The organism is Streptomyces sp. SCSIO 75703 (assembly GCF_036607905.1).
In the GTDB taxonomy this organism is placed as follows: Bacteria; Actinomycetota; Actinomycetes; order Streptomycetales; family Streptomycetaceae; genus Streptomyces.
In genome coordinates this window covers 3,460,949-3,485,361 of sequence record NZ_CP144555.1, presented here as the reverse complement: position 1 = coordinate 3,485,361, position 24,413 = coordinate 3,460,949, and the positions used below count along the sequence as shown (strand labels likewise).

Annotated in this window: 30 protein-coding genes and 2 tRNA genes; 15 read left to right on the top strand and 17 right to left on the bottom strand. The window is 71.4% G+C overall.

Translation table 11 applies throughout. The features are described 5' to 3' along the window. Position 1 precedes the first annotated feature (1 nt). Together VM636_RS15230 and VM636_RS15225 are read left to right on the top strand one after the other, a co-directional pair. Complete coding sequence (locus VM636_RS15230) at positions 2–724, top strand: DUF3566 domain-containing protein (RefSeq protein ID WP_107091313.1); 723 nt, start codon at positions 2–4, stop codon at positions 722–724. 98 nt (positions 725–822) lie between these two features. After that, a tRNA-Ile gene (locus tag VM636_RS15225) sits at positions 823–899 on the top strand. A 55-nt stretch (positions 900–954) separates the two neighbouring features. On the opposite strand, the gene VM636_RS15220 is transcribed toward VM636_RS15225, so the two are convergent. The 11 genes from VM636_RS15220 to VM636_RS15170 form a co-directional block, all read right to left on the bottom strand. Next, positions 955–2,112 carry a site-specific integrase gene (locus VM636_RS15220; protein WP_053913027.1) on the bottom strand — a complete coding sequence of 386 codons (1,158 nt, stop codon included), beginning with the start codon at positions 2,110–2,112 and terminating at the stop codon, positions 955–957. Then, the gene (locus VM636_RS15215) at positions 2,112–2,300 is read right to left on the bottom strand and encodes a helix-turn-helix domain-containing protein (protein ID WP_053913026.1); all 189 of its coding nucleotides are present in this window, start codon (positions 2,298–2,300) and stop codon (positions 2,112–2,114) included. The genes VM636_RS15220 and VM636_RS15215 overlap by 1 nt, the downstream gene beginning before the upstream one ends. Further along, entirely contained in the window at positions 2,297–3,688 is a 1,392-nt protein-coding gene (gene repSA, locus VM636_RS15210) for a replication initiator protein RepSA (RefSeq protein WP_053913025.1), read from the bottom strand. The genes VM636_RS15215 and repSA overlap by 4 nt, the downstream gene beginning before the upstream one ends. After that, positions 3,685–4,755 (bottom strand): DNA cytosine methyltransferase, encoded by a 1,071-nt coding sequence (locus VM636_RS15205; RefSeq protein ID WP_053913024.1) that lies wholly within the window; start codon positions 4,753–4,755, stop codon positions 3,685–3,687. Before VM636_RS15205 ends, repSA begins: the two co-directional genes overlap by 4 nt. Continuing rightward, complete coding sequence (locus tag VM636_RS15200) at positions 4,752–4,997, bottom strand: hypothetical protein (protein WP_234340376.1); 246 nt, start codon at positions 4,995–4,997, stop codon at positions 4,752–4,754. Before VM636_RS15200 ends, VM636_RS15205 begins: the two co-directional genes overlap by 4 nt. 5 nt (positions 4,998–5,002) lie before the next feature. Next, positions 5,003–5,185, bottom strand: coding sequence for a hypothetical protein (locus tag VM636_RS15195; RefSeq protein ID WP_053913022.1), 183 nt, complete (start codon positions 5,183–5,185; stop codon positions 5,003–5,005). A gap of 91 nt (positions 5,186–5,276) precedes the next feature. Next, positions 5,277–5,561 carry a hypothetical protein gene (locus tag VM636_RS15190; RefSeq protein ID WP_053913021.1) on the bottom strand — a complete coding sequence of 95 codons (285 nt, stop codon included), beginning with the start codon at positions 5,559–5,561 and terminating at the stop codon, positions 5,277–5,279. A gap of 15 nt (positions 5,562–5,576) precedes the next feature. Then, positions 5,577–5,759, bottom strand: coding sequence for a mobile element transfer protein (locus tag VM636_RS15185; RefSeq protein WP_053913020.1), 183 nt, complete (start codon positions 5,757–5,759; stop codon positions 5,577–5,579). A gap of 14 nt (positions 5,760–5,773) precedes the next feature. After that, complete coding sequence (locus VM636_RS15180) at positions 5,774–6,433, bottom strand: DUF2637 domain-containing protein (protein ID WP_053913019.1); 660 nt, start codon at positions 6,431–6,433, stop codon at positions 5,774–5,776. A 20-nt stretch (positions 6,434–6,453) separates the two neighbouring features. Beyond that, positions 6,454–7,788, bottom strand: a complete 1,335-nt coding sequence (locus tag VM636_RS15175) for an FtsK/SpoIIIE domain-containing protein (RefSeq protein ID WP_053913018.1) — start codon at positions 7,786–7,788, stop codon at positions 6,454–6,456. A 2-nt stretch (positions 7,789–7,790) separates the two neighbouring features. Then, positions 7,791–8,123 carry a hypothetical protein gene (locus VM636_RS15170; RefSeq protein ID WP_053913017.1) on the bottom strand — a complete coding sequence of 111 codons (333 nt, stop codon included), beginning with the start codon at positions 8,121–8,123 and terminating at the stop codon, positions 7,791–7,793. 131 nt (positions 8,124–8,254) lie between these two features. Between VM636_RS15170 and VM636_RS15165 the strand changes: the two genes are divergently transcribed. The 3 genes from VM636_RS15165 to VM636_RS15155 all read left to right on the top strand — a co-directional run bounded on the left by VM636_RS15165 (position 8,255) and on the right by VM636_RS15155 (position 10,552). Further along, on the top strand, positions 8,255–9,121 hold the full coding sequence (locus VM636_RS15165; RefSeq protein WP_053913097.1) for a winged helix-turn-helix domain-containing protein: 867 nt from the start codon (positions 8,255–8,257) through the stop codon (positions 9,119–9,121). Continuing rightward, positions 9,111–9,794, top strand: a complete 684-nt coding sequence (locus VM636_RS15160; protein WP_053913016.1) for an HAD family hydrolase — start codon at positions 9,111–9,113, stop codon at positions 9,792–9,794. The genes VM636_RS15165 and VM636_RS15160 overlap by 11 nt, the downstream gene beginning before the upstream one ends. Positions 9,795–10,348: 554 nt before the next feature. Continuing rightward, positions 10,349–10,552: an N-(5'-phosphoribosyl)anthranilate isomerase gene (locus tag VM636_RS15155; protein WP_159042098.1), complete on the top strand. Its 204-nt coding sequence runs from the start codon at positions 10,349–10,351 to the stop codon at positions 10,550–10,552. A 400-nt stretch (positions 10,553–10,952) separates the two neighbouring features. Here VM636_RS15155 and VM636_RS15150 read toward each other — a convergent pair whose 3' ends face one another. Together VM636_RS15150 and VM636_RS15145 are read right to left on the bottom strand one after the other, a co-directional pair. After that, positions 10,953–11,312: a hypothetical protein gene (locus VM636_RS15150; RefSeq protein ID WP_338484817.1), complete on the bottom strand. Its 360-nt coding sequence runs from the start codon at positions 11,310–11,312 to the stop codon at positions 10,953–10,955. Between the two features lie 488 nt (positions 11,313–11,800). Then, positions 11,801–12,151: a DUF6344 domain-containing protein gene (locus VM636_RS15145; protein ID WP_030420034.1), complete on the bottom strand. Its 351-nt coding sequence runs from the start codon at positions 12,149–12,151 to the stop codon at positions 11,801–11,803. A gap of 336 nt (positions 12,152–12,487) precedes the next feature. Here VM636_RS15145 and VM636_RS15140 point away from each other — a divergent pair, with 336 nt between their 5' ends. Beyond that, positions 12,488–12,616, top strand: coding sequence for a DLW-39 family protein (locus tag VM636_RS15140; protein WP_003999697.1), 129 nt, complete (start codon positions 12,488–12,490; stop codon positions 12,614–12,616). 156 nt (positions 12,617–12,772) lie between these two features. Further along, on the top strand, positions 12,773–14,107 hold the full coding sequence (locus VM636_RS15135; RefSeq protein WP_030420033.1) for a hypothetical protein: 1,335 nt from the start codon (positions 12,773–12,775) through the stop codon (positions 14,105–14,107). Positions 14,108–14,244: 137 nt separating this feature from the next. Here the strand turns inward: VM636_RS15135 and VM636_RS15130 are convergent, their stop codons facing one another. Beyond that, positions 14,245–16,035: a protein kinase gene (locus VM636_RS15130; protein ID WP_338484814.1), complete on the bottom strand. Its 1,791-nt coding sequence runs from the start codon at positions 16,033–16,035 to the stop codon at positions 14,245–14,247. A gap of 78 nt (positions 16,036–16,113) precedes the next feature. Next, positions 16,114–16,662 carry a DNA-binding protein gene (locus tag VM636_RS15125; protein ID WP_030421108.1) on the bottom strand — a complete coding sequence of 183 codons (549 nt, stop codon included), beginning with the start codon at positions 16,660–16,662 and terminating at the stop codon, positions 16,114–16,116. Between the two features lie 182 nt (positions 16,663–16,844). Here VM636_RS15125 and VM636_RS15120 point away from each other — a divergent pair. Together VM636_RS15120 and VM636_RS15115 are read left to right on the top strand one after the other, a co-directional pair. Then, positions 16,845–16,917: transfer RNA gene (locus VM636_RS15120), tRNA-Ala, on the top strand. Between the two features lie 405 nt (positions 16,918–17,322). After that, positions 17,323–18,099, top strand: a complete 777-nt coding sequence (locus VM636_RS15115) for an isoprenyl transferase (RefSeq protein WP_030421107.1) — start codon at positions 17,323–17,325, stop codon at positions 18,097–18,099. A 141-nt stretch (positions 18,100–18,240) separates the two neighbouring features. On the opposite strand, the gene VM636_RS15110 is transcribed toward VM636_RS15115, so the two are convergent. Beyond that, on the bottom strand, positions 18,241–18,933 hold the full coding sequence (locus VM636_RS15110) for a DUF5324 family protein (protein WP_030421106.1): 693 nt from the start codon (positions 18,931–18,933) through the stop codon (positions 18,241–18,243). A 254-nt stretch (positions 18,934–19,187) separates the two neighbouring features. Here VM636_RS15110 and VM636_RS15105 point away from each other — a divergent pair, with 254 nt between their 5' ends. Both VM636_RS15105 and VM636_RS15100 read left to right on the top strand, forming a co-directional pair. Further along, the gene (locus tag VM636_RS15105) at positions 19,188–19,721 is read left to right on the top strand and encodes a peptidylprolyl isomerase (protein WP_030421105.1); all 534 of its coding nucleotides are present in this window, start codon (positions 19,188–19,190) and stop codon (positions 19,719–19,721) included. A gap of 140 nt (positions 19,722–19,861) precedes the next feature. Further along, on the top strand, positions 19,862–20,785 hold the full coding sequence (locus VM636_RS15100) for a rhomboid family intramembrane serine protease (protein ID WP_030421104.1): 924 nt from the start codon (positions 19,862–19,864) through the stop codon (positions 20,783–20,785). Positions 20,786–21,033: 248 nt separating this feature from the next. Here the strand turns inward: VM636_RS15100 and crgA are convergent, their stop codons facing one another. Next, positions 21,034–21,288, bottom strand: coding sequence for a cell division protein CrgA (crgA, locus tag VM636_RS15095; RefSeq protein ID WP_030421103.1), 255 nt, complete (start codon positions 21,286–21,288; stop codon positions 21,034–21,036). A gap of 142 nt (positions 21,289–21,430) precedes the next feature. Between crgA and VM636_RS15090 the strand changes: the two genes are divergently transcribed. The 4 genes from VM636_RS15090 (at position 21,431) to VM636_RS15075 (ending at position 24,410) form a co-directional block, all read left to right on the top strand. Then, on the top strand, positions 21,431–22,210 hold the full coding sequence (locus VM636_RS15090) for a DUF881 domain-containing protein (RefSeq protein ID WP_338484809.1): 780 nt from the start codon (positions 21,431–21,433) through the stop codon (positions 22,208–22,210). Between the two features lie 81 nt (positions 22,211–22,291). After that, positions 22,292–22,453: a hypothetical protein gene (locus VM636_RS15085; protein WP_030421101.1), complete on the top strand. Its 162-nt coding sequence runs from the start codon at positions 22,292–22,294 to the stop codon at positions 22,451–22,453. Further along, a complete protein-coding gene (locus tag VM636_RS15080; RefSeq protein WP_338484807.1) occupies positions 22,450–23,088 on the top strand; it encodes an aminodeoxychorismate/anthranilate synthase component II in 639 nt (212 codons plus the stop codon). Before VM636_RS15085 ends, VM636_RS15080 begins: the two co-directional genes overlap by 4 nt. Then, on the top strand, positions 23,085–24,410 hold the full coding sequence (locus tag VM636_RS15075; protein WP_053913010.1) for a class E sortase: 1,326 nt from the start codon (positions 23,085–23,087) through the stop codon (positions 24,408–24,410). Before VM636_RS15080 ends, VM636_RS15075 begins: the two co-directional genes overlap by 4 nt. Positions 24,411–24,413: the final 3 nt, after the last annotated feature.

Genomic DNA, 24,413 nt, shown 5'->3' with positions numbered 1-24,413 from the left:
CGTGAGCGGAGCCACGGGCGCCGGACCGGCCGGTACCCCCACGGGTACGGAGACCAACGGCGGCGGCCGTGGCTTCGCCGCGCGTGCGACGGATTCGCACACGACTCAACTGCGCAGGATCGACGACGGCGCGAGCGGCACCCACGCGTCTGACCCACACGGACCCCAGGGGGGAACTGTGACGGACACCCGAGGCCCGCAGCCCCAGCAGTCGGCCTCGCCGCTGCCGGGGGAACGGCAGCCGCAGCAGAACACCGGCCCGTACCACCCGCCGCAGGCCTACCAGACCCAGGGCGACGGCGGTTCGGCCGCCGGCGTCCGCCGGCCGCGCACCGGGGCCCGCACCACGCCCCGCGTCCGCAAGGCCCGGCTGCGCGTCGCCAAGGCCGACCCGTGGTCGGTGATGAAGGTCAGCTTCCTGCTCTCCATCGCGCTCGGCGTCTGCACCATCGTGGCGTCCGCGGTGCTGTGGATGGTCATGGACGCGATGGGCGTCTTCTCGACGGTCGGCGGCACCATCTCGGAGGCCACGGGCTCCAACGAGTCCAACGGATTCGACCTGCAGTCGTTCCTGTCGCTGCCCAACGTGCTGCTGTTCACCACGATCATCGCGGTCATCGACGTCGTCCTCGCCACGGCGCTGGCGACGCTCGGCGCGTTCATCTACAACCTCTCCGCCGGCTTCGTCGGCGGCGTGGAACTGACCCTCGCCGAGGACGAGTGACCTCGGCGGACGGTGCCGCGGCAACCGATTTTGGGACTGCCCACCTGGTGCGCTAACCTTCAGGAGTCAGCGCGCGGGAAGCCCCCGCAGAGCGCGGCGGGGCTATAGCTCAGTTGGTTAGAGCGCATCCCTGATAAGGATGAGGCCACAGGTTCAAATCCTGTTAGCCCCACCAGCACGAAGACCCCCAGTCGCCAACGGCTGGGGGTCTTTGACATCCACGACTGACATCAACCGATGAGTGGATCTTCCAGAAGCTCGGCGAGCATGCCCACTGCTTCGCGCTCACTGTCGCCGACCACGTGCGTGTACACGTCCATAGTCATGCTGATCTGGCTGTGACGGAGGATCGCCTGCGCGACCTTGGGATGCACCTTCAGAAAGGCCAGCAGGGTCCCGCAGGTGTGCCGAGCCAGGCGGACCGTGATCCGGCGGACGCCGGCGCGCTTGACGAGTCGATCAAAGCTGCGGGAGAAGCCCACCGGGTCGATCATGCCGCCGTGCCCGGAAGAGAAGATCAGGTCATGGTCCGGATCCTGCGACCAGTGCTCACCGGCGATCTTCTGTTCCAGCTCTTGCAGCTCCCGGCGCTCTTCAAGGGCACGGGCGCAGAACTCGGGTAGCGGGAGCACTGCCTGTGAGGACTCCGTTTTGAGGTCCTTGAGGACCAGGCCGGCGCCCTTGACGCGCTGAACCTGCTTAACCGGGGTGAAGTGGCCCGCCTCAAAGTCGATGTCCTGCCAGCGCAGTCCCAGCACCTCGCTGCGCCGGAGGCCGAGGACCAGGACGAGGACGCAGGCCGCGTAGAGCCGGTGGGCACGCACTGAGCGCAGGAAGGCGATCGCCTCGCGGGCGTTCCACGCCGTGCCCTTGTCCTTGCTGACCTTGGGCATGTCGACCAGGAGAGCGACGTTCCGTGTGATCAGTTCCTCGCGCATGGCCCGATTGAGGGCGTTGCGGAGGACTCGCAGGACTTCGAAGCGGGCCGAGGCGCCGACCTTCTCCCGGGTCAGCGTGGCCATGAACGCCCGGATCTGCGCCGGGGTGAGCTTGACCAGCGGCTTCTTGCCGAGATGCGGCAGCAGGTACAGCCGCACCTTGGACTCGTACTTTACGTACGTGTTGTGCTCGCGCTCCGGAGCGACGATGTGCTCCAGCCAGTAGGCGAGCCACTCCCCGAGCGTCCAGGACCGGGAGGGCACAGGGATGCCGTTGCGCTCCTGATCCTGGAGCTTGCCCAGCTTCTCGTTCGCTTCGTCCCACGTCCGGCCGTACACGTACTTGCGCACCCGGTTGCCGTCCGTGTCGGTGACGTACGCGGCGCCCTGGTATCGGCCATCGGACCGCTTGGTGATCGTGCCGCCGCCGTTGGGCCGGCGCTTCGCCATCAGGCAGCCTCCCCGATCTGGCCGACGATGAAGTCGCGGACCGCCTGGTCCGGGATGCGCCGGCACCCGTCGACCTTGATGGACACGAGGCGATGGGTCCGGATCAGGTCGTAGACCTTGGTACGGCCCACCTTCAGCCGCGCCATGACCTCGGACACGGTCAACAGTTCGGGGGCAGCGGTGGTCATGTAGCGGCTCCTTCCAGGTCGGGCAGGGCGGGTAGTTCTTCGCGGGCGGTTTCGCGGTTGTGCTGGATGTCGCGGCGGATGTTGGCGGCGAGCCAGGATTCGCCGGGGGTGTGGCCGTGGCCGGCGTAGGTCCAGTGGGCGAGGGTGAGCGTGGTGGCGTCCTCGTCGTCGGGGTCGGGCAGGTCGAGGGCGGCGCGTTGCTGGGCGGCGCGGTAGTCGGCGCGGGTCTGGCGTAGTTCGCCGAGGGTGGTGGAGTAGTGGCGGGACTTGGTGGAGAAGTGGCCGCGGAAGCCGAGCATGTGGGCCCAGTCGCGGAGCTTGCGGTCCGGGTAGAGCGCGTGGAGGTCGAGGCACGATTCGATGAGCCGGCGGGGGTGGTCGGCGACGCCGAGGAGGACCAGGGCTTCCTTGTTGCCGATGCGGCGGTCAACCGTGCCGGTGGTCTCGGCGGCTTTGGTGGCGTACTTGGCGACATACGAGGCGACTGCCTGTTCGGTGATGTCCTCGCCGTCGCCGAAGGCCCGGATGGGGCGTACGTCGAGCTGCGCGCCCCACTTGAGGGTGCGGGCGGGCTGGTTCCCGGACGGGGGAACGTCGACTTCCACGCGGGCGGCGGCGGCATGGATCGCGTCGGTGAGCAGGTCGAGGGTGGCCCACGCGGGCGGCGGGTCGTCGGGCCCGTCGGGTCCGTCGAAGCGGATCACGGTGTGGAAGTGGACGGCGCCGCGTTTCTGGTACTCGGCGACCTTGCCGAAGGACACCCGGGACTGCTCCTTCGCGTCCTTCTGCGTGAGGCCGGCGCGCTTGGCGATCTCGCGGCGTAGGTAGATCGTGAAGTAGCGCCACAGCTCGGAGGCGTGGTTGTTCCACAGCACCGCGCCCGCGTAGTCGTAGGCGTCCGGGTTGAGCGGAGTGCCCAGCTCGGGGGCGTCCTCGCCGTGCCGGACGCCGCAGCGGCAGGGCCGGGTGCCGGGCCGGTTGTGGACCGGGCCGAACGAGGGCGCGGTGAGGGTGGCGAAGACCCGCGGGTGGTCCCGGATCGTGTGCGGGGTGCCCTTGGCGGGGTCGCCGACGAGGCCGGCGCGGATGAGGTGGTAGGTGTCGCCGGCGTAGGTCCAGGCGCAGGAGGGGCAGCGGGAGGCACGTCGGTTGCCACAGGCGACGCGGAGCCGTCCGCCGGGTTCCGTGTCGGTCGTGTAGGAGTGCAGCACCTTGCCGGTGGCGGCGTCGCGGGTGACGGTCGAGCCCTGGAGGTGGATGGGGTCGGAGCAGCCGCCGGTTCGGCGGATCTGGTCTTGGATGCGGTCGAAGCCGGTGGACCCGGCCAGCCTCAGCACGTCGGCGAGGGTGGCTGGGTCCAGGCCCGCCATGGTGGCGGTGTCGCTCACGCGGCCACCTCCAGGACAGCGGGAACGAGGGGGCGCAGGACGGCGGCGGCGAGGGGTGCGGGGACGGCGTTGCCGATCTGTTCGAACTGCTTGGTGCGGGAGCCGGCCCACGGATAGGCCGCGGGGAAGCCCTGAAGCACGGCCGCTTCCTGGACGGTCAGTCGGCGGATCGGGGTGCCGTCCGCGCCGATCCAGGAGACGTCCTTACGGGCGTTGGCGAACAGCAGGGTGGGGGCGGGTTGGTCGAGGCGGCGACGGGTGGCGGAGGGGCGGTTGCCGACGCGGAGCATCCAGGATCGGGCGCGGCCGGTGAGGGCCCAGGACGGGCCGGTGGTGGGGAAGCGGCTTCCGCCGGTGGTGTGGTTGCCGCGCGTGATGACCTCGCCGGGTGGGCAGCCCAGGACGTCGCCCATGGTCCGCCAGGTGGGCAGGCCGTCGCCGAAGAGGTCAGCAGCGGTGCCGCCGTCGGCGTGGGTGGGCTCCGGGGGCAGGGCGGGGCGGGTTCGTGAGGCGATCAGGAAGGCGCGGCGGCGGGTCTGAGCGAGGCCGAAGTCGGCGGCGTTGAGGACGCCGGTCCAGGTCGAGTAGCCGGCGGCGTTGAGGGACCAGGCGGTGTGCTCGAACAGGGGCAGTACCGCGGGGACCTCTTCCAGGGCGATCCAGTCCGGGCGCAGGTCGAGGGCGTAGCGGAGGGGTTCGACCACGAGCAGGGAGCGGGGGTCGGAGCAGGCGGCGCGGATGGTGTCGCGGGTGTCGTGCCCGCGGGTGAGGTCGTCCAGGGCCTGGTGGCACAGGGGCAGGTCGGTGTTTCCGGCGCGCAGGCCGGCGGCGCTGAAGGTCTGGCAGGGCGGGGACGCGATCAGCCCGGAGACGTTCTCGCGCAGCCGGGTGGTGGGGTAGGCGGCGACATCGGCGCGAATCGTGGTGTGTCCGGCGGCGGCGCGGGTGGCGCAGGTGGCCGGGTCGATCTCGATACCGACATCCCGCAGGCCGAGGGTGCGCAGTCCCTCGGACCAGCCACCGGCCCCGGCGAACAGGTCGAGGACGCGGCGCGGTGCGGCGGTCATCGGGCACCGCCCTTGCGGCTCTTGCGCGGGGGGTCGGAGTGGAACCTCTGGGTGCCCAGGTCCCGGCCGTCGTGCTCGTGCCGGGGGGCGTTGGGGTTGCGGTCGTTCCAGCCCTCTGCACAGACCTTGTGGACGGGTTCACCGGAGTGCGAGCGCAGAGGGGTGGGCTTGCCGCACTGGGTGCAGGGGCAGTCGCCGCCGTGGTCGTAGTGCTGAGCGGACTTCCAGTTCAGGAGTCCCACGACACTCACCGCCCCGTCCGGGTCAGAGAGGCGGCGGGGATGGTGTGACCGGTGCCCTTGCAGGTCGGGCAGGTGATACGGAGGGTGACGCGGGTGCCGTTGGAGTGGTGGGTGCCGGTGGTGACGGCGGCGGTGGCGAAGCCGTCGCAGTCGCGGCAGACGCGCGTGATCTGGACGTGCTGGGGCATGATGAGGTTTCCCTTTCGGGTCCGTTGGATCTGGATGGGTGGAGCCGTCCGGGGCGGCGGATCTTTGGCGAGAGAGCCGCCCCGGATGGCGTTACTTGCTGCGGAGGTACTTGCGGTTGATCGTGTAGCTGAGGCCGCCGGTGGCCGACAGGACTCCGATGGCGGCACCGGCGACGACCTGGACGACGAAGGCGATCACCAGCAGCACCGCGACCGACCCCGTGAGGACGACGAGCGTCAGGACGATCGGGCCCTTGTAGGAGCGCGGGGCCTGTTGGACGATCACGACGCGTCGCATATCGGTGCCGGGCGGGATCTGCCGGTAGAGGTCGGCGGGGATGTGCCCGGCGCGGATCTGGTCTTCGGGCAACTGCATGGCTCGGTCCTCCTCTCAAGTGCAGCGGTGGGTGCGGGCGGCGAGTTCGGCGGCCGACCGGTCGCCGTATTCGTTGGAGAAGCCGCACTTCGGCGCGGTGCAGACGGTGGTGTGCCGGGTCTGGCCCCGGCCGTTGTTGAACGAGGCCACCTGGACCGGGCCGATGCGGATCACGTCGTAGAAGCGGTTCGGGCGCACAAGGTCACCTCCTTTCAGGCGAGTTGGGCGACGATCGCGCCAGCGAGGTCTTCCGGAACGCCGAGGCGAGCGCGCAGGGTGGCGCTGTCGATGTCCGTGCCGGTGCGGGTGCGGTGCTCGGTGGCGACCTTCCGGGCGTGGTCGACCAGCGCGGGCGGTACCGCAGGAGCCGAGGCAGGGGCTTGCGGCAGTGCCGGGACAGGCTCCGGGGTCGGGATCTCCGGGTCGGGAACCGGCTCCGGGGTCGGTTCGGGCCCCGCGGGGCGGTCGACGACTGGCACGGGCCGAGGTTCAGGCGCCGGGGCGGGTGTGCGATCGGTGGGGGTGTGGGCGAGCAGGGTGCCGCCGAGGAAGGCCAGCGCGGGCCAGCCGGCGACGAGGATGCGCAGCCAGGCCGGAACGTGGTCCAGGTCGAGGAGCCCGGCGGTGGCGATGTTGGCGCCGAGTGAGGCGACCAGGGCGACCAGAAACCAGAACCAGGCCAGCCCCGACCGTTCGGCACGCAGCCGGCGCCACACGGCGACCAAGAGCAGGTCGACGGAGACGGGGTAGGCCCATGCCTTCCAGCCGGTCTGTCCGGCTGCTTCAGCGAGGTCGTGCAGGTGGGCGAAGGACAGGGCACCGGCGATCACGGCCTGAATGAGTACGGCGTCGATGCGAATCGAGCGGAACACGGCTCTTCACCTCCCTCCGGTCAGGGCTGCGGGGTGACCAGCGGCGGGACGGTGGGCATCGGCGGCACCTGCCCGGCCGGGGGCCGGAACGGGGCCAGGAACGGCAGATCCGGGGTCAGGTGGGCGAACTCCCGGCACACGGCCGCTGCTTCGGCCGGCGAGGTCTCCGGGGTACGGATGCGGGACCAGCCACCGGAGGTGTCACCGGCCACCGCGACGCCGGGACGGTCCGCCCGGATCGAGGTCACCGCCACCACCGCATCCGGGGCGATGTCACCCAGGCCCATTTCGGCGGTCTGCTTGTCGTTGACCCGGTGGACCACACGCCCGGTGAGCTGGGCTCGTAACGCGGTGGCGCCTCTGCCGAGGTCGGAGCCGAAGCGCTGCCCGCAGACCTCCAGATAGATGCCGACCGCACGGGCCATCTGCCCCAGTCGCACCAGTTGCATGACCGTCCGGTCCCGCGCCGCCTCATCCTTCTTCGAGGTGACGAAGAACAGCTCTGCCACCTCATCGATCAGGACGACCAGCGGCACCGGCCGCAGCTTCGCCGGCAGGTCCCACACGTCCGAGACACCGTGCAGAGCGAGGAGGTCGAACCGCTCGCCCATCTCCAGGACCAGCGCGTCTATCAGGCGCCCGGCCATGTCCGGGTCCGTGGCCAGGGCCGACAGGCGCGGCGCGTAGCGGCTGTGCTCGACACCGCGCTTGCAGTCGATGCCGATCAAACCAACCGGGAGCTTGGCCAGCCCTTTGACCAGATTGCGCTGGTAGACGGACTTGCCGGACAGCGTGGCGCCGAGGGTCAGCGCCATCGGAACCGCGCGGTAGTCCCGCTCGAAGACCGTGCCGTCCTCCCGTAGAGCCACCGGAACCCGAAGGCCGGAGGGCTGCGCGGAACGCGGGAGACGGACCCGGCGCAGCACGTCGTAGCCCGTCATCCGCAGTTCCACATGGCCGGGCCGGGTCTCCGCCACGGTCACCGACTGCACGCCGAACGCGTGACGCAGCCGCTCCGAGGAGGTGGCCACGTCAGCAGGCTCCAGGCCGGCCGGGAGACGCAGCGTGATACGCAGCCCGGCCGAGGAGGGGCGGATACGACGGACCTGCGGCGGCACCGGCCGCACCTCACGACGAGCCACGTTGCGCGTCATGAAGGCACGGAACCCAGCAGGCTGCACCGTGAGCCCGCACACCTCCATCGTGGACCGGTACGACCAGGTGAACCGGCCCCACGTCAGCGGCAGACCCACCGTCGACCAGTACACGCGGGGCGCCCGCTGCTTCGCGTAGCCGAGGCCACCGGCACCCGCCAGGACGCCCGTAGCCTCCAGCCACATCGTCAGGCCGCTCATGATCAGGCTCCGAGCGGGGTGACCGCCACCGCGCGGAACGCGATCCCGTGCCGCTTCTGGCCGTTGAACTCGTTCTCCCAGTCCCGCGCCCTCAGCCCGGTCACCGCCACCGGCATACCCGGCGCCAGCCCGTCGGAGAGCCCCGTCTCGGGCACGGTCACCTGGTAGAGACTGCCCTCCCCCTCGTCCGAGACCAGCAGGCCCACGGTCGACAGACCCGCACCGGTCTCCCGGTCCACGGCCCGCTCACCGGTCTTCTTGTTCGCCATCTTCGGCTCGGGCGCGGTCGCCACGAACACCACGGCGCTGGAGAGGTCGATCTTGAAGGACGGCATGATGCCTCCAGTAAGTGACTGACTTGGCTAGCCCGATTGGCTACGTGACTAACGTAAGCATGCTGGCTAGCCATGTCAACACCTGGCTGTCCTGGCTGTGCTGCGTGCCTCCCGACGCGTACCATCGCCTCATGGCTTTCACCCCAGACCCCCTGGACCCCGACGACGACCGACCGCCGTACGAGCAGGTCGCAAGCAGCCTGGGAGCCGCGATCCGCACGAAGAGGCTGGCCCCGGGTGAAAAGCTTCCCTCTCACCAAAAGCTGACGGAGCTGTACGGCTTCGCCCGCGCGACGATTCAGCGCGCCCTACGTGAGCTGGAAGACGAAGGGCTGGTTGTCTCCCGTAAGGGCAGTGGGGTGTACGTCCGGAACCGTACGGAGCGGCCGGCAGGGCTGCGCCCGTACGTCGAGCAGGCGTTCACGGCTCAACAGGTGTCGATCGACTTCGCCGGATTCTCAAGCGAAACGTTGCACGGTGCGCTCCAGGAGCCCCTGGACAAGATCAGGATTGGTCGCCTGACCCCGACGAGCATCCATGTTCGTGTGCTTGTGCCAGACATGTCCCTGCCGCAAGCGGTACCCGTGCGCAAGGACGACGGGTCGGATGACCAACGTCTTCGCAAGCGCATGAACGGGATCATGCTGGGATACGCCCGCAGCATCAGGGACTCGGTCAAGGAGCTGGAACACCTCGGGCTCGTACCGGAAACGGAAGTCGAGGTTCGTGTCTACAGCGGCACGCCGCCGTTCAAGCTGTACGTGATCAACGGAAGTGACGTGTTCACCGGCTACTACCTGGTCCAGCCCAACAAGGTTGTCGCCCAGGGAGAGACGATCGACATCTACGACGTGCTGGGTAAGGACACGGTCCTGTTCCATCACTCGGTGAACGAGGGTGACTCCTCCCACGGCGCGACGCAGGTCCAGCAGGCGCAAGCGTGGTTCGAGAGCTGGTGGAGCACCATTGCCAGGGAGTGCAACCTTGATGATCAGTGACCGTCTGGCCAGGACCCTCGCGGCTGCCGAAGCCGTGCTGTTCGACTTCGACGGACCGCTGTGTCACGTGTTCGGAGGGTTGCCGGCACCGGAGGTTGCCGCGGGTCTGTCTCGACTCGTTGCAGAGGATGCCCCGGAACTTTGGAGCAAGCTCGTAGGTACCAGCGACCCGCTGGAAGTCCTGAGCATGACCTACGACTTCAACCGTTCGCTGAGTGGCAAGGTCGAAGCGGCGCTGATCGCTGCGGAGATCGAGGCCGTGGACGCGGCGGGAGAGCCGACCAGGGGTGCAGCCGAAGCGCTGACGGCGGTCAGGAAGTCAGGCCGGCGGATCGGGGTGGTGACGAACAACTCGGGGGAGTGTGCCCGCCGGTATCTTGCCCGACACGAGTTGTCCGACTTCGTGGATGTTGTGGTTGGGCGAACTCCGCACCGGCCCGACCTGATGAAGCCGAGCCCCCATGCTCTACTCGGGGCCGCCGAAGCTCTCGACGTGTCACCTGAAGGGTGCGTACTCATCGGCGATTCCGTGACCGACGTCCAAGCTGCCCACGCCGCGGGGGGAACCGCCATCGGCTACGCAAACAAGCCCCGCAAGCTGCGCACACTCGCCGAAGCCGGAGCCGAAGCCATCACGGAAGACATGGCGACCATCGCCGGCGCACTCAGCTAGCTCGGCTCCAGTTGTTACAGGTTTCTCTACCTCATCAAGCCCCGGCTGCGCTCCGCTCCGCCGGGCGCGCTTCCCGGCTCCGCTCCGGGCGCCGCTCCTGCCTCCGGCCCGCTCCGCCCGCGCTGCGCCGACGCGCGCCCACACGTGGATAGGGCCGAGGCCATGAGGCGATCACAGCACAGAGCGGCCCGCGGTCAAGGCAATGCCTCCGGCGGGGGATCGGCCGGCACCGGGATGGAGGGGGCGCCGTTCCCGGCTGCGGGTCAGTAGTGGCGTGCGTGGGTGCTCCCATCCCGTACGCCGTCGACCCAGGCAGAGCCGAGCAGACGCGGCCCAGGGGCGTCAAGGTCGTTCGTACAGTGGCGCGCTCCACCTTGACGCCCCTGAACCACGCCCGCTCCACGGTGTGTGGGTCGACGGCGTACGGGATGGGAGCTGGGGTGAGTGGTGGGTTGAGGTGCGGAGGAACTGCGTCAACTTCGCGTTACCCCGATGGCTTCGCCAACTTCCACAATCACCAGTGAGACTCAGAGATCAAGTTGTAGCTTGCCTTCATGGGAGCATGGGTTGATCAGATATTCCGGGCGGCGCAGGCGAGTCAAGGTGGCGTCGTGCGCCGGTCGATCTACGACGTGGAGCGGTTTGGTGCGTTGGAAGAGATCATCAAGATCGCGCGTGAGCGCCACTTCCACGTTCTTGAGACGGGGGACCAGGTCGTCATCCTCTGCAACGAAGGCGAACTGCGGATTCATTGCTGAAAGCGCGTCGCGCCCCAGAATGGCGGGCGCGCAGCGGGGGTCGACCGGTCAGTTTGTCAAGACCGAGCCTGAGCGTGACATCAGCGCCTGACACCAACAAGCCCGGCTAGTGGCGATCAGAAGCGAACCTCGGCGGACCAGCAGACAAGGGACGCAGCAGGTTCCCCAGGGCCGCCGACCGCCTCTGATCGACCTGATAAGGATGAGGCCACAGGTTCAAATCCTGTTAGCCCCACCAGACGGAAGACCCCCAGTCGGTAGCCACTGGGGGTCTTTGCGTTCCTGCTGGCATCAGCCCCGAGCGCTCGAACAGGGCTGTTGCCGCTCGCTCCGCCTCATCAAGCCCCGGCCGCGGTCGTCCGCCGAGCGCGCTTCCCGCCTCCGGCTGGGCAGACGCGCGCTAGCTTCCGCCGGCGAGATGCGAGAACAGCGCCGCACCGCACCCGAGGACAACCACCTGCGCGAGGCCGGGAATACGCCATCCCAGGGCGAGGAGGCCACCGCCCGTGACCACCGCGCCGCCTCCCAGGAGCCACGCAGCCCCCGATGCCGTCTCCGACGCACTCGACGGACTGCCACTGTCACTGTCGTAGCTGTCGGCCCATCCCGCTATCCCGTAGCCGTACAGCATCCCGGCGACGACCATGAGGTCGATGACGAGGAGCGCCACGCTGACCCCGATCTGTCGGCCGGTTGACGGCTCGTTCGCCCGCCTCATGCCCACCGCCGTCCCGTCTTCAGGTGAAGATCTGCCGAGCACACGCGGCCAGCATGCTCTTCTGGCGGGCACCGCACATGAGCACGGGTACTCAGAGGCGCCGCTCTCCTGAGGCACCCAGGTCGGATCTTTCAAGGCCGGCACTCTGCGCTGACACCGGCGGCTGTCACGTGCCGTGCGGGGGCGGCCCCGGTGGACGGGTGGGGCGCGGGTGCCGCTGCTCGCGGGGCCGTCGGTGCGGCCCGCGACGCCGTGGTCGTAGGCGGGGCGCGCGATGGACATGAGGGCGATGACGGGCAGCGCCGTGCCGGTCGCGGTCTGACAGCCGGTCGGCGGTGCGTCCGCCGGCCCCGTGCTCCCGGCGTCCCGTCTCCCGCTGGACTCTCCCGCGCCCGGGTGCTCGGCGAGGGCGGGGGCCTTGGGGAACGGCGAAGGCCCGGCGGCTCTGGGAGCTGCCGGGCCTTGGACGCGTGGTTCGGGGTACGCAATCGCCGGGGCGTCGGGCGCGGACGGGGTCCGCGAAGGGGTGCTCAGCGCTGGAGCGGTGCCGTGTGCTGGGCCGGGGGCTCGGGGACGCCGCACAGGGGGCCGGCGGAGCGGGCCGTGTCGGCCGGGGGGATGTGCCGGCACCGGGGAGCCGAGCCGTGGGCCTCGGCGCGGATGCGCTGCTTCATCGTGGGGGGCAGGGAGCCGGGTCGGGACCAGGGCCGGGACGCCGCCGCGGGTGCGGTCCGCTCGGCCGCGCGCTCCGTGTTGCTGTGGGTGCCGGTCTGCGGTACGGCCGCGGCGGCCGTCGTGGAGACGAAGCCGAGCGCCGCGCAGAGCGCGAGGAAGGCGGTGACGATGGCGGTCCACAGCGTCATGACCTTGTTCCGGGCCATGGCCCCTCACTTTCAGGTTGGGCGATTTGCGTACTTTCCTCATGATGTGTATGTGGATCGTGAAGTGGTGGACCGACGCCCGCGCCGCCGCGATGTTCAGATGAACACCACTCGGATGGCCGCAAGAGGGATGAAAAGGGGTGCAGGCGGGAGGAAGTCGGGTGAAGTCACCGTCCGTGGGGGTGTGATCACCCTCCGATCGGAACGGGTGGGGTGTCGCCTACTGAGGTGCGAAGACGGCCAGTTGACAAGCCCATCAGGTCACTGATCGGTATCGGCCGGTGTGTATAGTCGGGCGCCAGAGGTCCCCTACGTCAAGAAAGACGAGGTCGCGCGGTGAAGAAGCTTCTCCTGGTCGCACTGGCCGCCATCGGCGGGCTCCTCGTGTACCGCCAGATCCAGGCGGATCGCGCCGAGCAGGACCTGTGGACGGAGGCGACTGACTCCGTGCCCACGGGTTCCTGAGCACGACCGGCACATCCGGTCCCGAGCAGACCCCGGCCGTCCTGCGGTCGGGGTTTTGTGTTGTCCGGAAGCTGCCCGGTGCTGGCGCGGCGCGCGGCAGGATGGTCCGGGGCCCGTTCCGGCCCGGGACGACGGTGGGCGCGAGGGGTGGCGGCGATGGGGCGAGGCAACGGGGCGCGCCGGGGGGCGGCGCCGGGGCGCGCCGGCACGAGGGGGCTCGTACGGCTGGTCGCCGCGGGTGCCGCGCTGGCCACGACGGCGGTGTTGCCGGGCGGAGCCGCCCTCGCGGCCGGGAACCCGGGCTACGCCTTCGCCGGGGACGCCGTGCCCGTCGAGGGCGCGAACGACCCCGCGGACGCCGTGGCGCTCGAACCGGGCGCCGTCCACCGCAGTTCCCTGTCGCCGGGCGGACCCGTCCACTTCCGCGTCGACCTGGACGCGGCCTCGACCGCCTACGTGTCCGTCACCGCCGTCCCGGCCCCCGGCGCCGAGGTCGCCGCCGCCGACGGCATCCGGGTCTCCCTCCAGGACGCGGCCGGCGGTTCCTGCTCCTCCGACAGCGCGACCTTCGGGGCCGCCCGCAGCCCCCGCCCGGTCACCGCCCTCGTCCTGCGCGAGATCTCCTCCGGCCGGACCCGCTGCCAGGACGCCGGCACGTACCGCCTCGTCGTCGAGCGCTCCCGCACACCGGACGCCCCGTCGGACGCCTGGGACCTCGAACTCACCACCGCCACCGAGCCCCCGCTCCGGAAGGACGGCGCGACGGGCAGGCCCGGTGCCTGGGACTCCTCCTCGCCCGAACCCCTCTCCGGCGAGCCGGTGAACCGCCCGGGCGGTGCCGGTTTCGCCGAGGCGGCCCCCCTCGGGCAGGGGGTCTGGCGCGACGGTCTCCGCCCCGGGCAGACCCTCTTCTACGCCGTCCCCCTCGACTGGGGCCGCCGCCTGTCGGCCACCGCCGAACTCGACGCCACCGACGGCCGCTCCGGTTTCGCCACCAACGCCCTGCGCCTGGCGCTCCACGACCCCGCCCGCGGCGAGGCCGACGCCGCCGCGCGCAGCTACGCCGGACGCCGGATCTCCGTCGCCCTCGCCGCGCTGCCGCCGGTCGACCACGCCAACCGCCGCGCCGGCGGCCGGACGGCGGGCACGATGCGCGTGGCGGGCCGCTACTACCTCGTGGTGCACCTCGCCGCGCAGGTGGCCGAGGACTTCGGCGAGGGCCCGTTCACGGTGACCCTGCGGGTGCGGGTCGACGGGGCCGCGCGCTCGGGTCCCGACTACGCGGGCGAGCCCGTCCCGCCGGGGGCCTTCGAGGTGTCGGCGGGCGACGGGCCGGCGGCGGCCGGCGCCGCGGGTTCCGGCGGCGATCCCGTCATGCGGGCGGTCGCGGCCGGCGGTTTCGCCACCGGCACCGCGCTGCTGCTCGTCCTCGGCGTGTGGACCGTCGTGGCCCGACGGGGCGGCGGCGCCCGTACGATCCGGCACGGGTGAGGCGGTGGGGCGGCGGCGTCCTCGTCGGTCACGTCCATCTCGTCCGCCGCGTATACCGCGTATACCGCGTATACGCGGAGGCCCCGCGTCGTCCTGGGGGTGGGCGCGGACGGCACCGTACGGGCCGTGGGCCGGGGTCAGAGGCGGGTCAGGGCCCAGAAGCCGACGGCGTAGCAGGCCAGGGCGAGGAGCAGGAGCGGCACCGCGACCGACGCCGGGGGGCCGGGGCGCCGGCGCCGTCGTGCCGCGCGGTGCTGGGCGCGGCCCGGTGCGGGCGGGGACGTGCGCGGGTCCCGCGCGGTGTACCCGGCGGTGGGGGCCTCGGCGGTCCGCCACGGCGGCGGGGTGGGGGAGGCGCTCGGACCGGTGTGGGGGTGGAGGGCGTGCGGGGGTGCCTGCGCGGGCGGAAGCGGCGGAGGCCGGTGTGAGGGCGGGGGCGGGGGGACGGCCGGCGATTGCCCCGGATGTCCTTGCGGTGTGGGTGGAGGGAGGGGCGGCTGCGGCGTGGGGGACGGGAGGGAGGTGACCGTGGACCGCGGGGGCGGCAGCGGGAAGCTCCCGGTGTCCGACGGAGAGACCGGCCCCTGGTCCGGACCCGGTCCCGCAGGCGGCTCCGAGGCCGGATCCCGCCCCGGTTCCGGGCCCGGCGGCGCGCTCTGGGGGATCGGCGGGGCCCCCTCCCCTCCGGCCGGCGGCCGGCCGCCGTGGTCCGGCGCCGACGGGGAGGGCGTCGCCTCGACCGCCGCCGGACCCGGAGGGAGCGGCGGGACTTGAGGGGGATGGGGGATCCGCGGGGCCAACGGGGCCGACGGGACTGATGATGCCGGAGGGGCCGGTGGGATCGGTAGCCCCGACGGGGCCGACGGGTCCACCGAGGCCGATGGTCCCGACGAGGCCGAGGGCGTGGTCGAGGGGGCCGGCGGGACGGAAGAGCCCAGTGGGGCGGGCAGGGCGGGCGGGGCGGGGGCGGAGGACCGGCGCGGGGCGGCCCCCGCGTCCTCCGGGGTGGTGGACGGGGCGCCGGGCGGAGTGCCGGCCGGGGCTCGGGCCAGGGGGCCGTCCGGGCCGAACCCCGGTGGGAGCGGCCCGACTTGGTCGAAGATCTCGATCAGCTCGTCGTCCGGGCCCGGCTCCGGCAGCAGTTCCACCGCCGCCGCCAGGGCCTTGCGCGCCCCCGTCGCCGTACGGAACCGTGCGGACGGGTCGGGCTCCAGCAGACCGGCCACGACCTGCCACAGCGGGTCGGGGATGCCCCGCGGCGCGGACGGCGTCCCGTGTTCGGCGAAGTGCTGGACGAGCGCCTTGGCGTCCGGCTTCGCCCCCTCCAGCAGGTACAGGGCGACCAGCCCCGCGGCGAACAGGTCGGCGGCGAAGTCCGGCTCGGCGCCCATCAACTGCTCCGGCGCGAGGTATCCCGGCGTCCCCACCACCAGGTCGGTCTCCGTCAGCCGGGGCTCCCCCAGCCGCATCGCGATGCCGAAGTCGGACAGCCGCAGCCGGGGGCGGCGCGCACCGGTCGCCTCCAGCAGCAGGTTGGCGGGCTTGATGTCGCGGTGGACGACGTCCTCCGCGTGCACCGCGGCGAGGCCGGAGAGCAACTGGTCGAGGAGGGTGCAGACGAAGACCGGGGGCAGTGGGCCGTAGTCGCCGACGAGGTGGACGAGGGAGCCGCCGGTGACCAGGTCCATGGTGAAGAGGACCTGGTCGTCGTCGGCCGCCCAGCTCGCCGGGGCCACCACGTGCGGGTGGTCGATCCGCAGGGCCTGCTCGCGCACGAAGCGCAGCAGCGCGTGGGCGTCCCGTTGCTGGAGCACCTTGGCCGCCACGTAGCGCCGCCGGCGGTGGTCCCACGCCCGCCAGACGGCGCCGACCCCGCCCCGGCCGATCGGATCGACCAGTTCGTACCGGCCGGCGAAGACCTCACCCATGGCTGTGCGCCGCTCCTCCCCCTCGCGCCACGTCCCCGGGCCCGGCCGCCGGCGCGTGCGGCGACCGGGCCCGGCGGGTCAGTTCTGGTGGGACTCGTAGTGGGCGACCGCGTCGGAGGTGCGTCCGGCGCCGTAGACCCGGAGGAACTCCGCCAGCTCCGGGTGGGAGGGGGAGAGGGAGTCCGCCGCGTCGATTATGTCGCCGGCCGCCGCCACCGAGCGCAGCAGCGACTGGATCTCGCGGACCACCCGCTTGACCGTGGGCGCGCCGGAACCGCTCGTGCTCTGACCGGTGTTGCTGAGGACCGAGCCGCCCTGGGACTTCTTGATCTCGTCCATGCGCTCGGTCGCCTCGGCCGCGCTGACCCGGCCGTCCGCGACCTGGCCCGCCAGGTCCTGGAGGAGTTGCACCCGCTGGACCACCGCCGGGTTGCCGATCTTGGCCCGCTGGCCGCTCATGAGCTGGGACAGCATCGGCGCGGACAGCCCCAGGACCCCCGCGAGACGCGCCTGGTTGAGGCCGAGATCATCGATGAGCTTGCGGAAGAGCGCCCCCAGCGGCTCCCCGTACCAGTTCCGCTGCAGTTCCCGCGCTCTTGCGGTGGCTTCCTGCTGTGCGGCGTCCATTGCGTCTCCCCATCGCTTCCCCATCGACCGCAGTTCGCTCCAGCGAACCACGCCGAGCATCTTACGGAGCGTGGTCGTCGACGGGGACCCCCCGTCATTTGTGAGATATCGGGGACGACCCGGTACTCTGGTCTGCGGCGTCCGCCGGCCGGCGGTTGCTCCGGCCGGACGCTTCCTTCTCCGGGGCCTTAGCTCAGTTGGTAGAGCGCTGTCTTTGCATGGCAGATGTCAGGGGTTCGACTCCCCTAGGCTCCACTCTCGAAGAGCCCGTTCCTCCTGCGTCGACGCAGGTCGGACGGGCTCTCTGCGTCAGGGCCGCCGTGCGGTGGGCCGGGTGCGCGGAGGCCGGCCGAGAGCGCGCGGACGGGGTCGCCGGGGGCCGGGTGCCCGTCCGGGGCGACCCGGGCGGGGCCGTGCCGGGGCGGGGGACAACGGCGTTCGCCGGCGGGTGGGTTGAGGGCTCAGGGCCCTTGTCCGGAGCGGCCCCGGGAGCCTGAACAGGCCCTTGGCAGACGGCCGATCGGCGCCCGAGCCGGGCTGTCTGCTCTTGATATCGTCACTCCACAGGGCACCAGCGCCACACCCCTGCGGGGCGGTGCCACGTGGCTCATCGCCGTCGGCGCCTGCGACCGCCGCCGACGAGCTTGGAAGGGGAACACCATGCGGGCGAAGGTACGGGCCGCTCTCGACGCGTTGTACATGAAGCGTCTCGTCAGGGAACTGGACGGGCGCCCACGACCCCAGCACATCGGCATCATGCTGGACGGCAACCGCCGCTGGGCCAAGATGTCCGGGATCGAGGACCCCCGCGAGGGCTACCGGGCCGGTGGCGCCAAGGTGATGGACTTCCTGCGCTGGTGCGACTCCGCCCAGATCGAGCACGTCACCCTCTTCATGCTCTCCGACGACAACCTGCGCCGCCCCGAGGACCAGCTCGTCCCGCTGATCGACATCATCGCCGAGGTGGTGGAGCACCTGGCCGCCCCGGGCAACCCCTGGCCCGTGGAGGTGGTCGGTGCCCTGGACCTGCTGCCCGCCGAGTCGGCGGCCCGGCTGAAGAACGCGACCACGGCGACCCACGGACGCAAAGGCGGTACGAGGGTCGACGTCGCGGTCGGGTACGGCGGCCGGCGGGAGATCGTCGACGCGGTGCGCTCCGCCCTCACCGAGCACAGCGCCCAGGGCGGTGACATCGACGAGTTCATCGAGACGTTCACCATGGAACACATCTCGAAGCACCTGTACTCCAAGGCCCGGTCGGAGTCGGACCTGATCATCCGGACCAGTGGCGAGCAGCGGCTCTCCGGTTTCCTGCTCTGGCAGTCCGCGTACGCCGAGGTCTACTTCTGCGAGTGCTACTGGCCCGACTTCCGGGAGATCGACTTCCTGCGCGCCCTGCGCTCCTATTCGCTGCGCGAACGCCGCTACGGCCGCTGAGCCGTACGTCTTTGGCGGCCGGACCGGCCGGACCGGCCGGACGGGGCCGCCCGTGTTCCACGTGAAACATCGCCGCGGGGGCGGACGACCCGGGCGGGTCCTCCGCCCCCGCGGCGGCAGGCGCGGTGTCGGTGACGGGGGTCAGCGCGGCTCGTCGCCGTCCTCCCGGTCCTGCTGGGCCCGTGCCTCGGCGTCCAGGGCCGAGGCGCCGGTGCCGTCCACCGAGGTCAGCCGACCGGACTCGGGGACCTCCGTCGCCGGGGGCGGTTCCACCAGCCAGTCCGGGTTGGCCTGCTTGTCCCACCACTTCCAGGCGGCGAACACCCCGCCCGCGACGAGACCGGCCAGGGCGACGAAGCGGGCCACGCGGCCCGCCTTGGCCCGGCAGCGCTGCCGGTGGGCCAGCTTGTGGATCTCCTGGGCCGAGACCCCGGACCGCATCGCGGCGACCGCGGCGGCGCCCCGGGCGGCGGCCTCGTTCCCGACGGGGCCGGCCGCGGCCACCGCCTGCTCGATCCTCGGGCGGGAGTAGTCGGCGGCCTGCCGGGCGGCGATCCTGGCGCGGGCGGCGGCGTCCTGAGCGGCCTGGTCCACCTTGGGCGGCACATGCGTACGGGCCTGTTCCAGCCGGGGCGCGACATGGGCGTCGTACTGGAGGCGGGCCTGGTCGGCCGCCTGGGACACCTTCGGCGCCAGCCGTACGCGCGCCTCGTGCGCGTAGTGCGCGGCCCTGTCCTTGGCGGTGTCGGCGTAGGGCGCCACCACGTCCGCGGCGTGCAGCACGCTGTCCTTCGCCGAACCGGTCGCGGCGCGCACGCTGTCGATGCGGGTCACGGTTCCTCCTCCTCGGTGGCGTACGGTCATTCGACTTTCCTCCCTTTTCCGGATCATGCCTGCCACGGCGCCGACGGGCATGCGTGGACGGGCATCCGGGTCACGGCGGCGGGGCGGGCGCGTGATCGGTGGGTACCCGGGAGGGATTCCGCAAGCGATTCCGGCGGATACGGAACGGGAATTCCCGGTTGGCCGCCGCACGCCGTCCGGCGTGCGAGGATCGGGGGGCACAACAAGACGACGGAAGGCACATCGTGGCTGAGCAGCTCTACGCCACCCTGAAGACCAACCACGGCGACATCGACGTCCGGCTCCTGCCGAACCACGCCCCCAAGACGGTCAAGAACTTCGTCGAGCTCGCCAAGGGCGAGCGTGAGTGGACGAACCCGGCCACGGGTGAGAAGTCCACGGACAAGCTCTACGACGGTACGGTCTTCCACCGGGTGATCAGCGGTTTCATGATCCAGGGCGGTGACCCGCTGGGCAACGGCACCGGCGGTCCCGGCTACCAGTTCGAGGACGAGTTCCACCCGGACCTCTCCTTCGACAAGCCCTACCTGCTGGCCATGGCCAACGCCGGTCCGGGCACCAACGGCTCGCAGTTCTTCGTCACCGTCTCCCCGACGACGTGGCTGAACCGCAAGCACACCATCTTCGGCGAGGTGGCGGACGCGGCGAGCCAGAAGGTCATCGACGCCATCGCCGCCGTGCAGACCAACCCGCGGACCGACCGTCCCGTCAAGGACGTCGTCATCGAGTCGGTCGTCGTCGAGACCCGCGAGGGCTGAACCGCGCACGCGGGCTCCCCGACGCCCCAAGGGGCGTGCCCCGGGGAACCAAACGCCCCGCTCGTCCGTATGGATGGGCGGGGCGGTGCACGTTCCGGACAGGGGCGGACATCGGACACGGACACGACTGAGGGGACCTCATGGACCAGGGACCGGGCACACCAGGGACGCCGGAGGGCCCCGGAGGCCAGGCACCGACGCCCGCCCACAGCCTGCCCGGCTGCTATCGCCACCCGGACCGTGAGACCGGCATCCGCTGCACCCGCTGCGAGCGGCCGATCTGCCCGGAGTGCATGGTCGACGCGGCCGTCGGCTTCCACTGCCCCGAGTGCGTCCGCGGCCGGTCCGGCTCCGGCACCGGCTCCCACTTCGCGGCCTCCCGGCCGCGCACCCTGGCCGGTGGCACGATCGCCGCCGACCCCCGGCTGATCACCAAGATCCTCGTCGGGATCAACGTGGCGGTCTTCCTCGCCATCCAGGTCCACGAGTCCCTCGTGGCCGATCTGGTCCTCATCGGGCGCTGGCCCCCGGAGCCCTTCACGGCGACCGAGGGGGTCGCGGGCGGCCAGTGGTACCGCCTGGTGACCTCGATGTTCGCGCACCAGGAGATCTGGCACATCGCCTTCAACATGCTGAGCCTGTGGTGGCTCGGCGGTCCCCTGGAGGCGGCCCTCGGACGCGCCCGGTACCTGACGCTCTACCTGGTCTCGGGGCTGGCCGGCAGCGCGCTCACCTATCTGCTCGCCTCGCCGGTGCAGCCCTCGCTCGGGGCCTCCGGCGCGGTCTTCGGGCTCTTCGGCGCGACCGCGATGCTGCTGCGCCGGCTCAACGCCGACATGCGACCGATCATGGTCCTGCTGGCGATCAACCTGATCTTCACCTTCACCGTGGGGAACATCGCCTGGCAGGCGCACATCGGGGGTCTCGCCGCCGGTGTGGTGATCGGCTACGGCATGCTCCACGCACCGCGCGAGCGGCGGGCCCTGGTGCAGTACGGAGTCTGCGGACTGGTCCTCGTGGCCGTCCTCGTCCTCACCCTGGTGAGAACCGTCCAGCTCAGTTGAGCGCATCGGTTGTCCACAGCGTGTTGCGGATCTTGTGCACAGGGTGCGGACAGCGCGGCGCCCCCTGCTGATGGCCAGCGTTACCGCAGGTCAGGCAGGGGGCGAAGGTGTTTTCGGTTACCGGTATGTCCGTCGTACCGGCGTCAACCTCCCGTGAGTTATCCACAGATCGTCTTTCTTTTCCCCATGTGGAAAACCGCTGTGGATAACTCAGGGGAGAGCGCTGCGCAGAGCTACTTCCCGCAGAGCTACTTCCACTGGGTGGAGACGCCGAACCCGGCGGCGATGAAGCCGAAGCCCACCACGATGTTCCAGTTGCCGAGCTGCTCGACGGGCAGCGAACCGTCGGTCACGTAGAAGAGGACGATCCAGGCCAGGCCGAGGACGAACATGGCCAGCATCACCGGTGCGACCCAGCCGCGGCTGTTCAGTTTGATGGCCGCGGTCTGCTTCGCGGGCGGCGGCGTGTAGTCGGCCTTCTTGCGGATACGTGACTTCGGCACGAGGGTCTCTCCTGTCGATGCGCTGCGTGACCGCGCAGGGAACGGGTCGGGCTCGGGGGCGGGTGGGCAAGGGGACTCTGAGCGCTCCCCCGGGCGTCCGTTAGCGTAGTGCTTCCGCGGCGCCGAAGGAGATAAGGGTACGTTGAGCAATTCTGCCGACTCCCCGGGGACGGGGGCCGGCCCGGGCCCCGGGCGCCGCTTCCGGCCCGTGCGGGTGCTCACCGCGGCCGTCTTCGCACTCGCCGGGCTCATCTTCTTCACCAGCTTCGACACCGCCAAGGGCACGAACATCCGCACCGACGCCTCACTGCTGCGGCTGTCCGACCTCGTCCAGGACCGCAGCCGCAAGAACGGCGAGCTGGAGGAGGCCAACGCCGCCCTGCGCCGGGACGTCGACACCCTGGCCCGCCGCGACGACGGCAGCACCAGGGAGGAGGACGCCAAGCTGGCCGAGCTGGAGGACCGGGCCGGCACCCAGCCGGTCGAGGGCGAGGCCCTCACCGTCACGCTCGACGACGCCCCGCCCGGCGCCACCGCCAGGCTCCCCGGCTACCCCGATCCGCAGCCCGACTACCTCGTCATCCACCAGCAGGACCTCCAGGCCGTCGTCAACGCGCTCTGGCAGGGCGGCGCCCGGGGCATCAAGGTCATGGACCAGCGGCTGATCTCCACCAGCGCCGTCCGCTGCGTGGGCAACACCCTGATCCTCCAGGGCCGCGTCTACTCGCCGCCGTACACGATCCAGGCGGTCGGCGACCCGAAGCGGCTCAAGCGGGCCCTCGCCGAGTCCCCGGCGATCCAGAACTACATGGTCTACGTCAACGTCTACGGTCTCGGCTGGAAGGTCGAGGACCAGCGGACCGTGAAGCTGCCCGGTTACTCGGGCACGGTGGACCTGCACTACGCACGGCCTGTCCAGTGACGCCCTTCCGGACGGCCTCTCGCCGTTAGTCTGGTCTCGTACGGCGTGAGTCTGGTGCCGTGGTGCGACGGAAGGGGCGGCATGTACGGCTGGATCTGGCGGCATCTGCCGGGGAACGCGTGGGCGAAGGCGCTGATCTCGCTCGTGCTCGTCGTGGCCGTGGTCTACGCACTGTTCCAGTACGTCTTCCCATGGGCCGAACCGCTGCTTCCCTTCAACGATGTGACGGTGGACAACCAGTGAGTGCGCGCATCCTCGTCGTCGACAACTACGACAGCTTCGTCTTCAACCTGGTCCAGTACCTCTACCAGCTCGGCGCCGAGTGCGAGGTGCTGCGCAACGACGAGGTGTCCACCGCGCACGCGCGGGACGGCTTCGACGGCGTACTGCTCTCCCCCGGCCCCGGCACCCCCGAACAGGCGGGCGTCTGCGTCGAGATGGTCCGCCACTGCGCGGCCACCGGCGTCCCCGTCTTCGGCGTCTGCCTCGGCATGCAGTCCATGCAGGTGGCCTACGGGGGCGTGGTCGACCGGGCCCCCGAGCTGCTGCACGGCAAGACCTCGCCGGTGCTGCACGAGGGCGAGGGCGTCTTCGCCGGGCTGCCGTCGCCGTTCACCGCGACCCGTTACCACTCGCTCGCGGCGCGGCCCGAGACGGTGCCCGCCGAGCTGACGGTGACGGCGCGCACCCCCGACGGCATCGTGATGGGCCTGCGCCACCGCGAACTGTCCGTCGAGGGCGTGCAGTTCCACCCCGAGTCGGTGCTGACCGAGCACGGCCACCGGATGCTGGCCAACTGGCTGGCCGCGTGCGGTGACGAGGGGGCCGTGGCGAGGTCGGCGGGGCTCGCCCCGGTGGTGGGCAGGGCCACGGCGTGACCGCGCTGCGCCCCGAGCGCGCGTCCGGCGCGGCCGGTGACGAGGCGGCCTCGTACGCGGGGGCGTACGGGGGGTCCGGTGCGCTCGGGGACGGCCTGTACGGGGACCCGGGGGCAGGCGCCCATCCGCCCGGCGCGGAGGGCGGCCCCGGCGGGGCCCACGGGCACCCCGGCGACACGCACGGTCATCCCGGCGGGGCCCACGGGCACCCGGGGACCCACGGTCATCCCGGCGGGGCGCACGCCTACCCCGGCGGAGCACCCGGCCACCCCGACCCCGACCCCGGGCATCCCCCGGGCGGCCGGGCCCACCCCGGTGACGCCTACGGACACCCGGGCGCGGGAGACCCGTACACCGCCTTCGCGGGAGACCCGTACTTCTCCTCCGCAACGGCCGCTCACCCGCCCGTCGCCGATGACGAGACCATGGCCCTGCGCCTGCCGGAGGCGCCCCCCGAACCGGCCCCGGCCGCCGTACCCGCCGCGGACGGCCCCCCGGGCGGCGGTCGCGCGGCCCGCAGGAAGGCGGCCAGACGGCGTCAGGGGCGCCGCGCGGCCGGCGGACGGGTCCCGGCCGCCCCGGAGGGCGGGGAGGAGCCGGAGGCGCCCCTCTCCCGCGTCGAGGCCCGCCGCCGGGCACGGGCCCGCAAGCCCGGCGCCGCCGCCGTCGCCAGCCGGGCCGTGGGCGAGGTGTTCATCACGACCGGCGTGCTGATGCTGCTCTTCGTCACCTACCAGCTCTGGTGGACGAACGTGCGCGCGCACGCCCAGGCCGACCAGGCGACCAGCAGCCTCCAGGACGACTGGGCCAACGGCAAGCGCAACCCGGGCGCCTTCGAACCGGGGCAGGGCTTCGCGATCCTGCACATCCCCAAGCTGGACGTCGTCGTGCCGATCGCCGAGGGCATCGACAGCAAGAAGGTGCTCGACCGGGGCATGGTCGGGCACTACGCCGAGGAGGGGCTGAAGACCGCGATGCCCGAGGCGAAGACCGGGAACTTCGGACTGGCGGGCCACCGCAACACCCACGGCGAGCCGTTCCGGTACATCAACAAGCTGAATCCGGGCGACCCGATCGTGGTGGAGACACAGGACACGTACTTCGTGTACAAGATGGCGTCCATCCTGCCGGTGACCCCGCCGAGCAACATCGGCGTCCTCGACCCGGTGCCCGCCGAGGCGGGGTTCACCGAGCCCGGCCGCTACGTCACGCTCACCACGTGCACTCCGGAGTTCACCAGCAAGTACCGGATGATCGTCTGGGGCAAGATGGACGAGGAACGGCCGCGCAGCAAGGGCAAGCCGGATGCGCTCGTCAGATAAAGG

Excerpts from the sequence above, each read along its gene's own strand:
- VM636_RS15215 (WP_053913026.1), bottom strand. The coding sequence starts at position 2,300 with ATGACCACCGCTGCCCCCGAACTGTTGACCGTGTCCGAGGTCATGGCG.
- VM636_RS15195 (WP_053913022.1), bottom strand. The coding sequence starts at position 5,185 with ATGCCCCAGCACGTCCAGATCACGCGCGTCTGCCGCGACTGCGACGGC.
- VM636_RS15155 (WP_159042098.1), top strand. The coding sequence starts at position 10,349 with ATGGGAGCATGGGTTGATCAGATATTCCGGGCGGCGCAGGCGAGTCAA.
- VM636_RS15170 (WP_053913017.1), bottom strand. The coding sequence starts at position 8,123 with ATGCCGTCCTTCAAGATCGACCTCTCCAGCGCCGTGGTGTTCGTGGCG.
- VM636_RS15115 (WP_030421107.1), top strand. The coding sequence starts at position 17,323 with ATGCGGGCGAAGGTACGGGCCGCTCTCGACGCGTTGTACATGAAGCGT.
- VM636_RS15165 (WP_053913097.1), top strand. The coding sequence starts at position 8,255 with ATGGCTTTCACCCCAGACCCCCTGGACCCCGACGACGACCGACCGCCG.
- VM636_RS15135 (WP_030420033.1), top strand. The coding sequence starts at position 12,773 with ATGGGGCGAGGCAACGGGGCGCGCCGGGGGGCGGCGCCGGGGCGCGCC.
- VM636_RS15175 (WP_053913018.1), bottom strand. The coding sequence starts at position 7,788 with ATGAGCGGCCTGACGATGTGGCTGGAGGCTACGGGCGTCCTGGCGGGT.
- VM636_RS15085 (WP_030421101.1), top strand. The coding sequence starts at position 22,292 with ATGTACGGCTGGATCTGGCGGCATCTGCCGGGGAACGCGTGGGCGAAG.
- VM636_RS15220 (WP_053913027.1), bottom strand. The coding sequence starts at position 2,112 with ATGGCGAAGCGCCGGCCCAACGGCGGCGGCACGATCACCAAGCGGTCC.
- VM636_RS15125 (WP_030421108.1), bottom strand. The coding sequence starts at position 16,662 with ATGGACGCCGCACAGCAGGAAGCCACCGCAAGAGCGCGGGAACTGCAG.
- VM636_RS15190 (WP_053913021.1), bottom strand. The coding sequence starts at position 5,561 with ATGCAGTTGCCCGAAGACCAGATCCGCGCCGGGCACATCCCCGCCGAC.
- VM636_RS15160 (WP_053913016.1), top strand. The coding sequence starts at position 9,111 with ATGATCAGTGACCGTCTGGCCAGGACCCTCGCGGCTGCCGAAGCCGTG.
- VM636_RS15130 (WP_338484814.1), bottom strand. The coding sequence starts at position 16,035 with ATGGGTGAGGTCTTCGCCGGCCGGTACGAACTGGTCGATCCGATCGGC.
- VM636_RS15205 (WP_053913024.1), bottom strand. The coding sequence starts at position 4,755 with ATGACCGCCGCACCGCGCCGCGTCCTCGACCTGTTCGCCGGGGCCGGT.
- VM636_RS15100 (WP_030421104.1), top strand. The coding sequence starts at position 19,862 with ATGGACCAGGGACCGGGCACACCAGGGACGCCGGAGGGCCCCGGAGGC.
- VM636_RS15145 (WP_030420034.1), bottom strand. The coding sequence starts at position 12,151 with ATGGCCCGGAACAAGGTCATGACGCTGTGGACCGCCATCGTCACCGCC.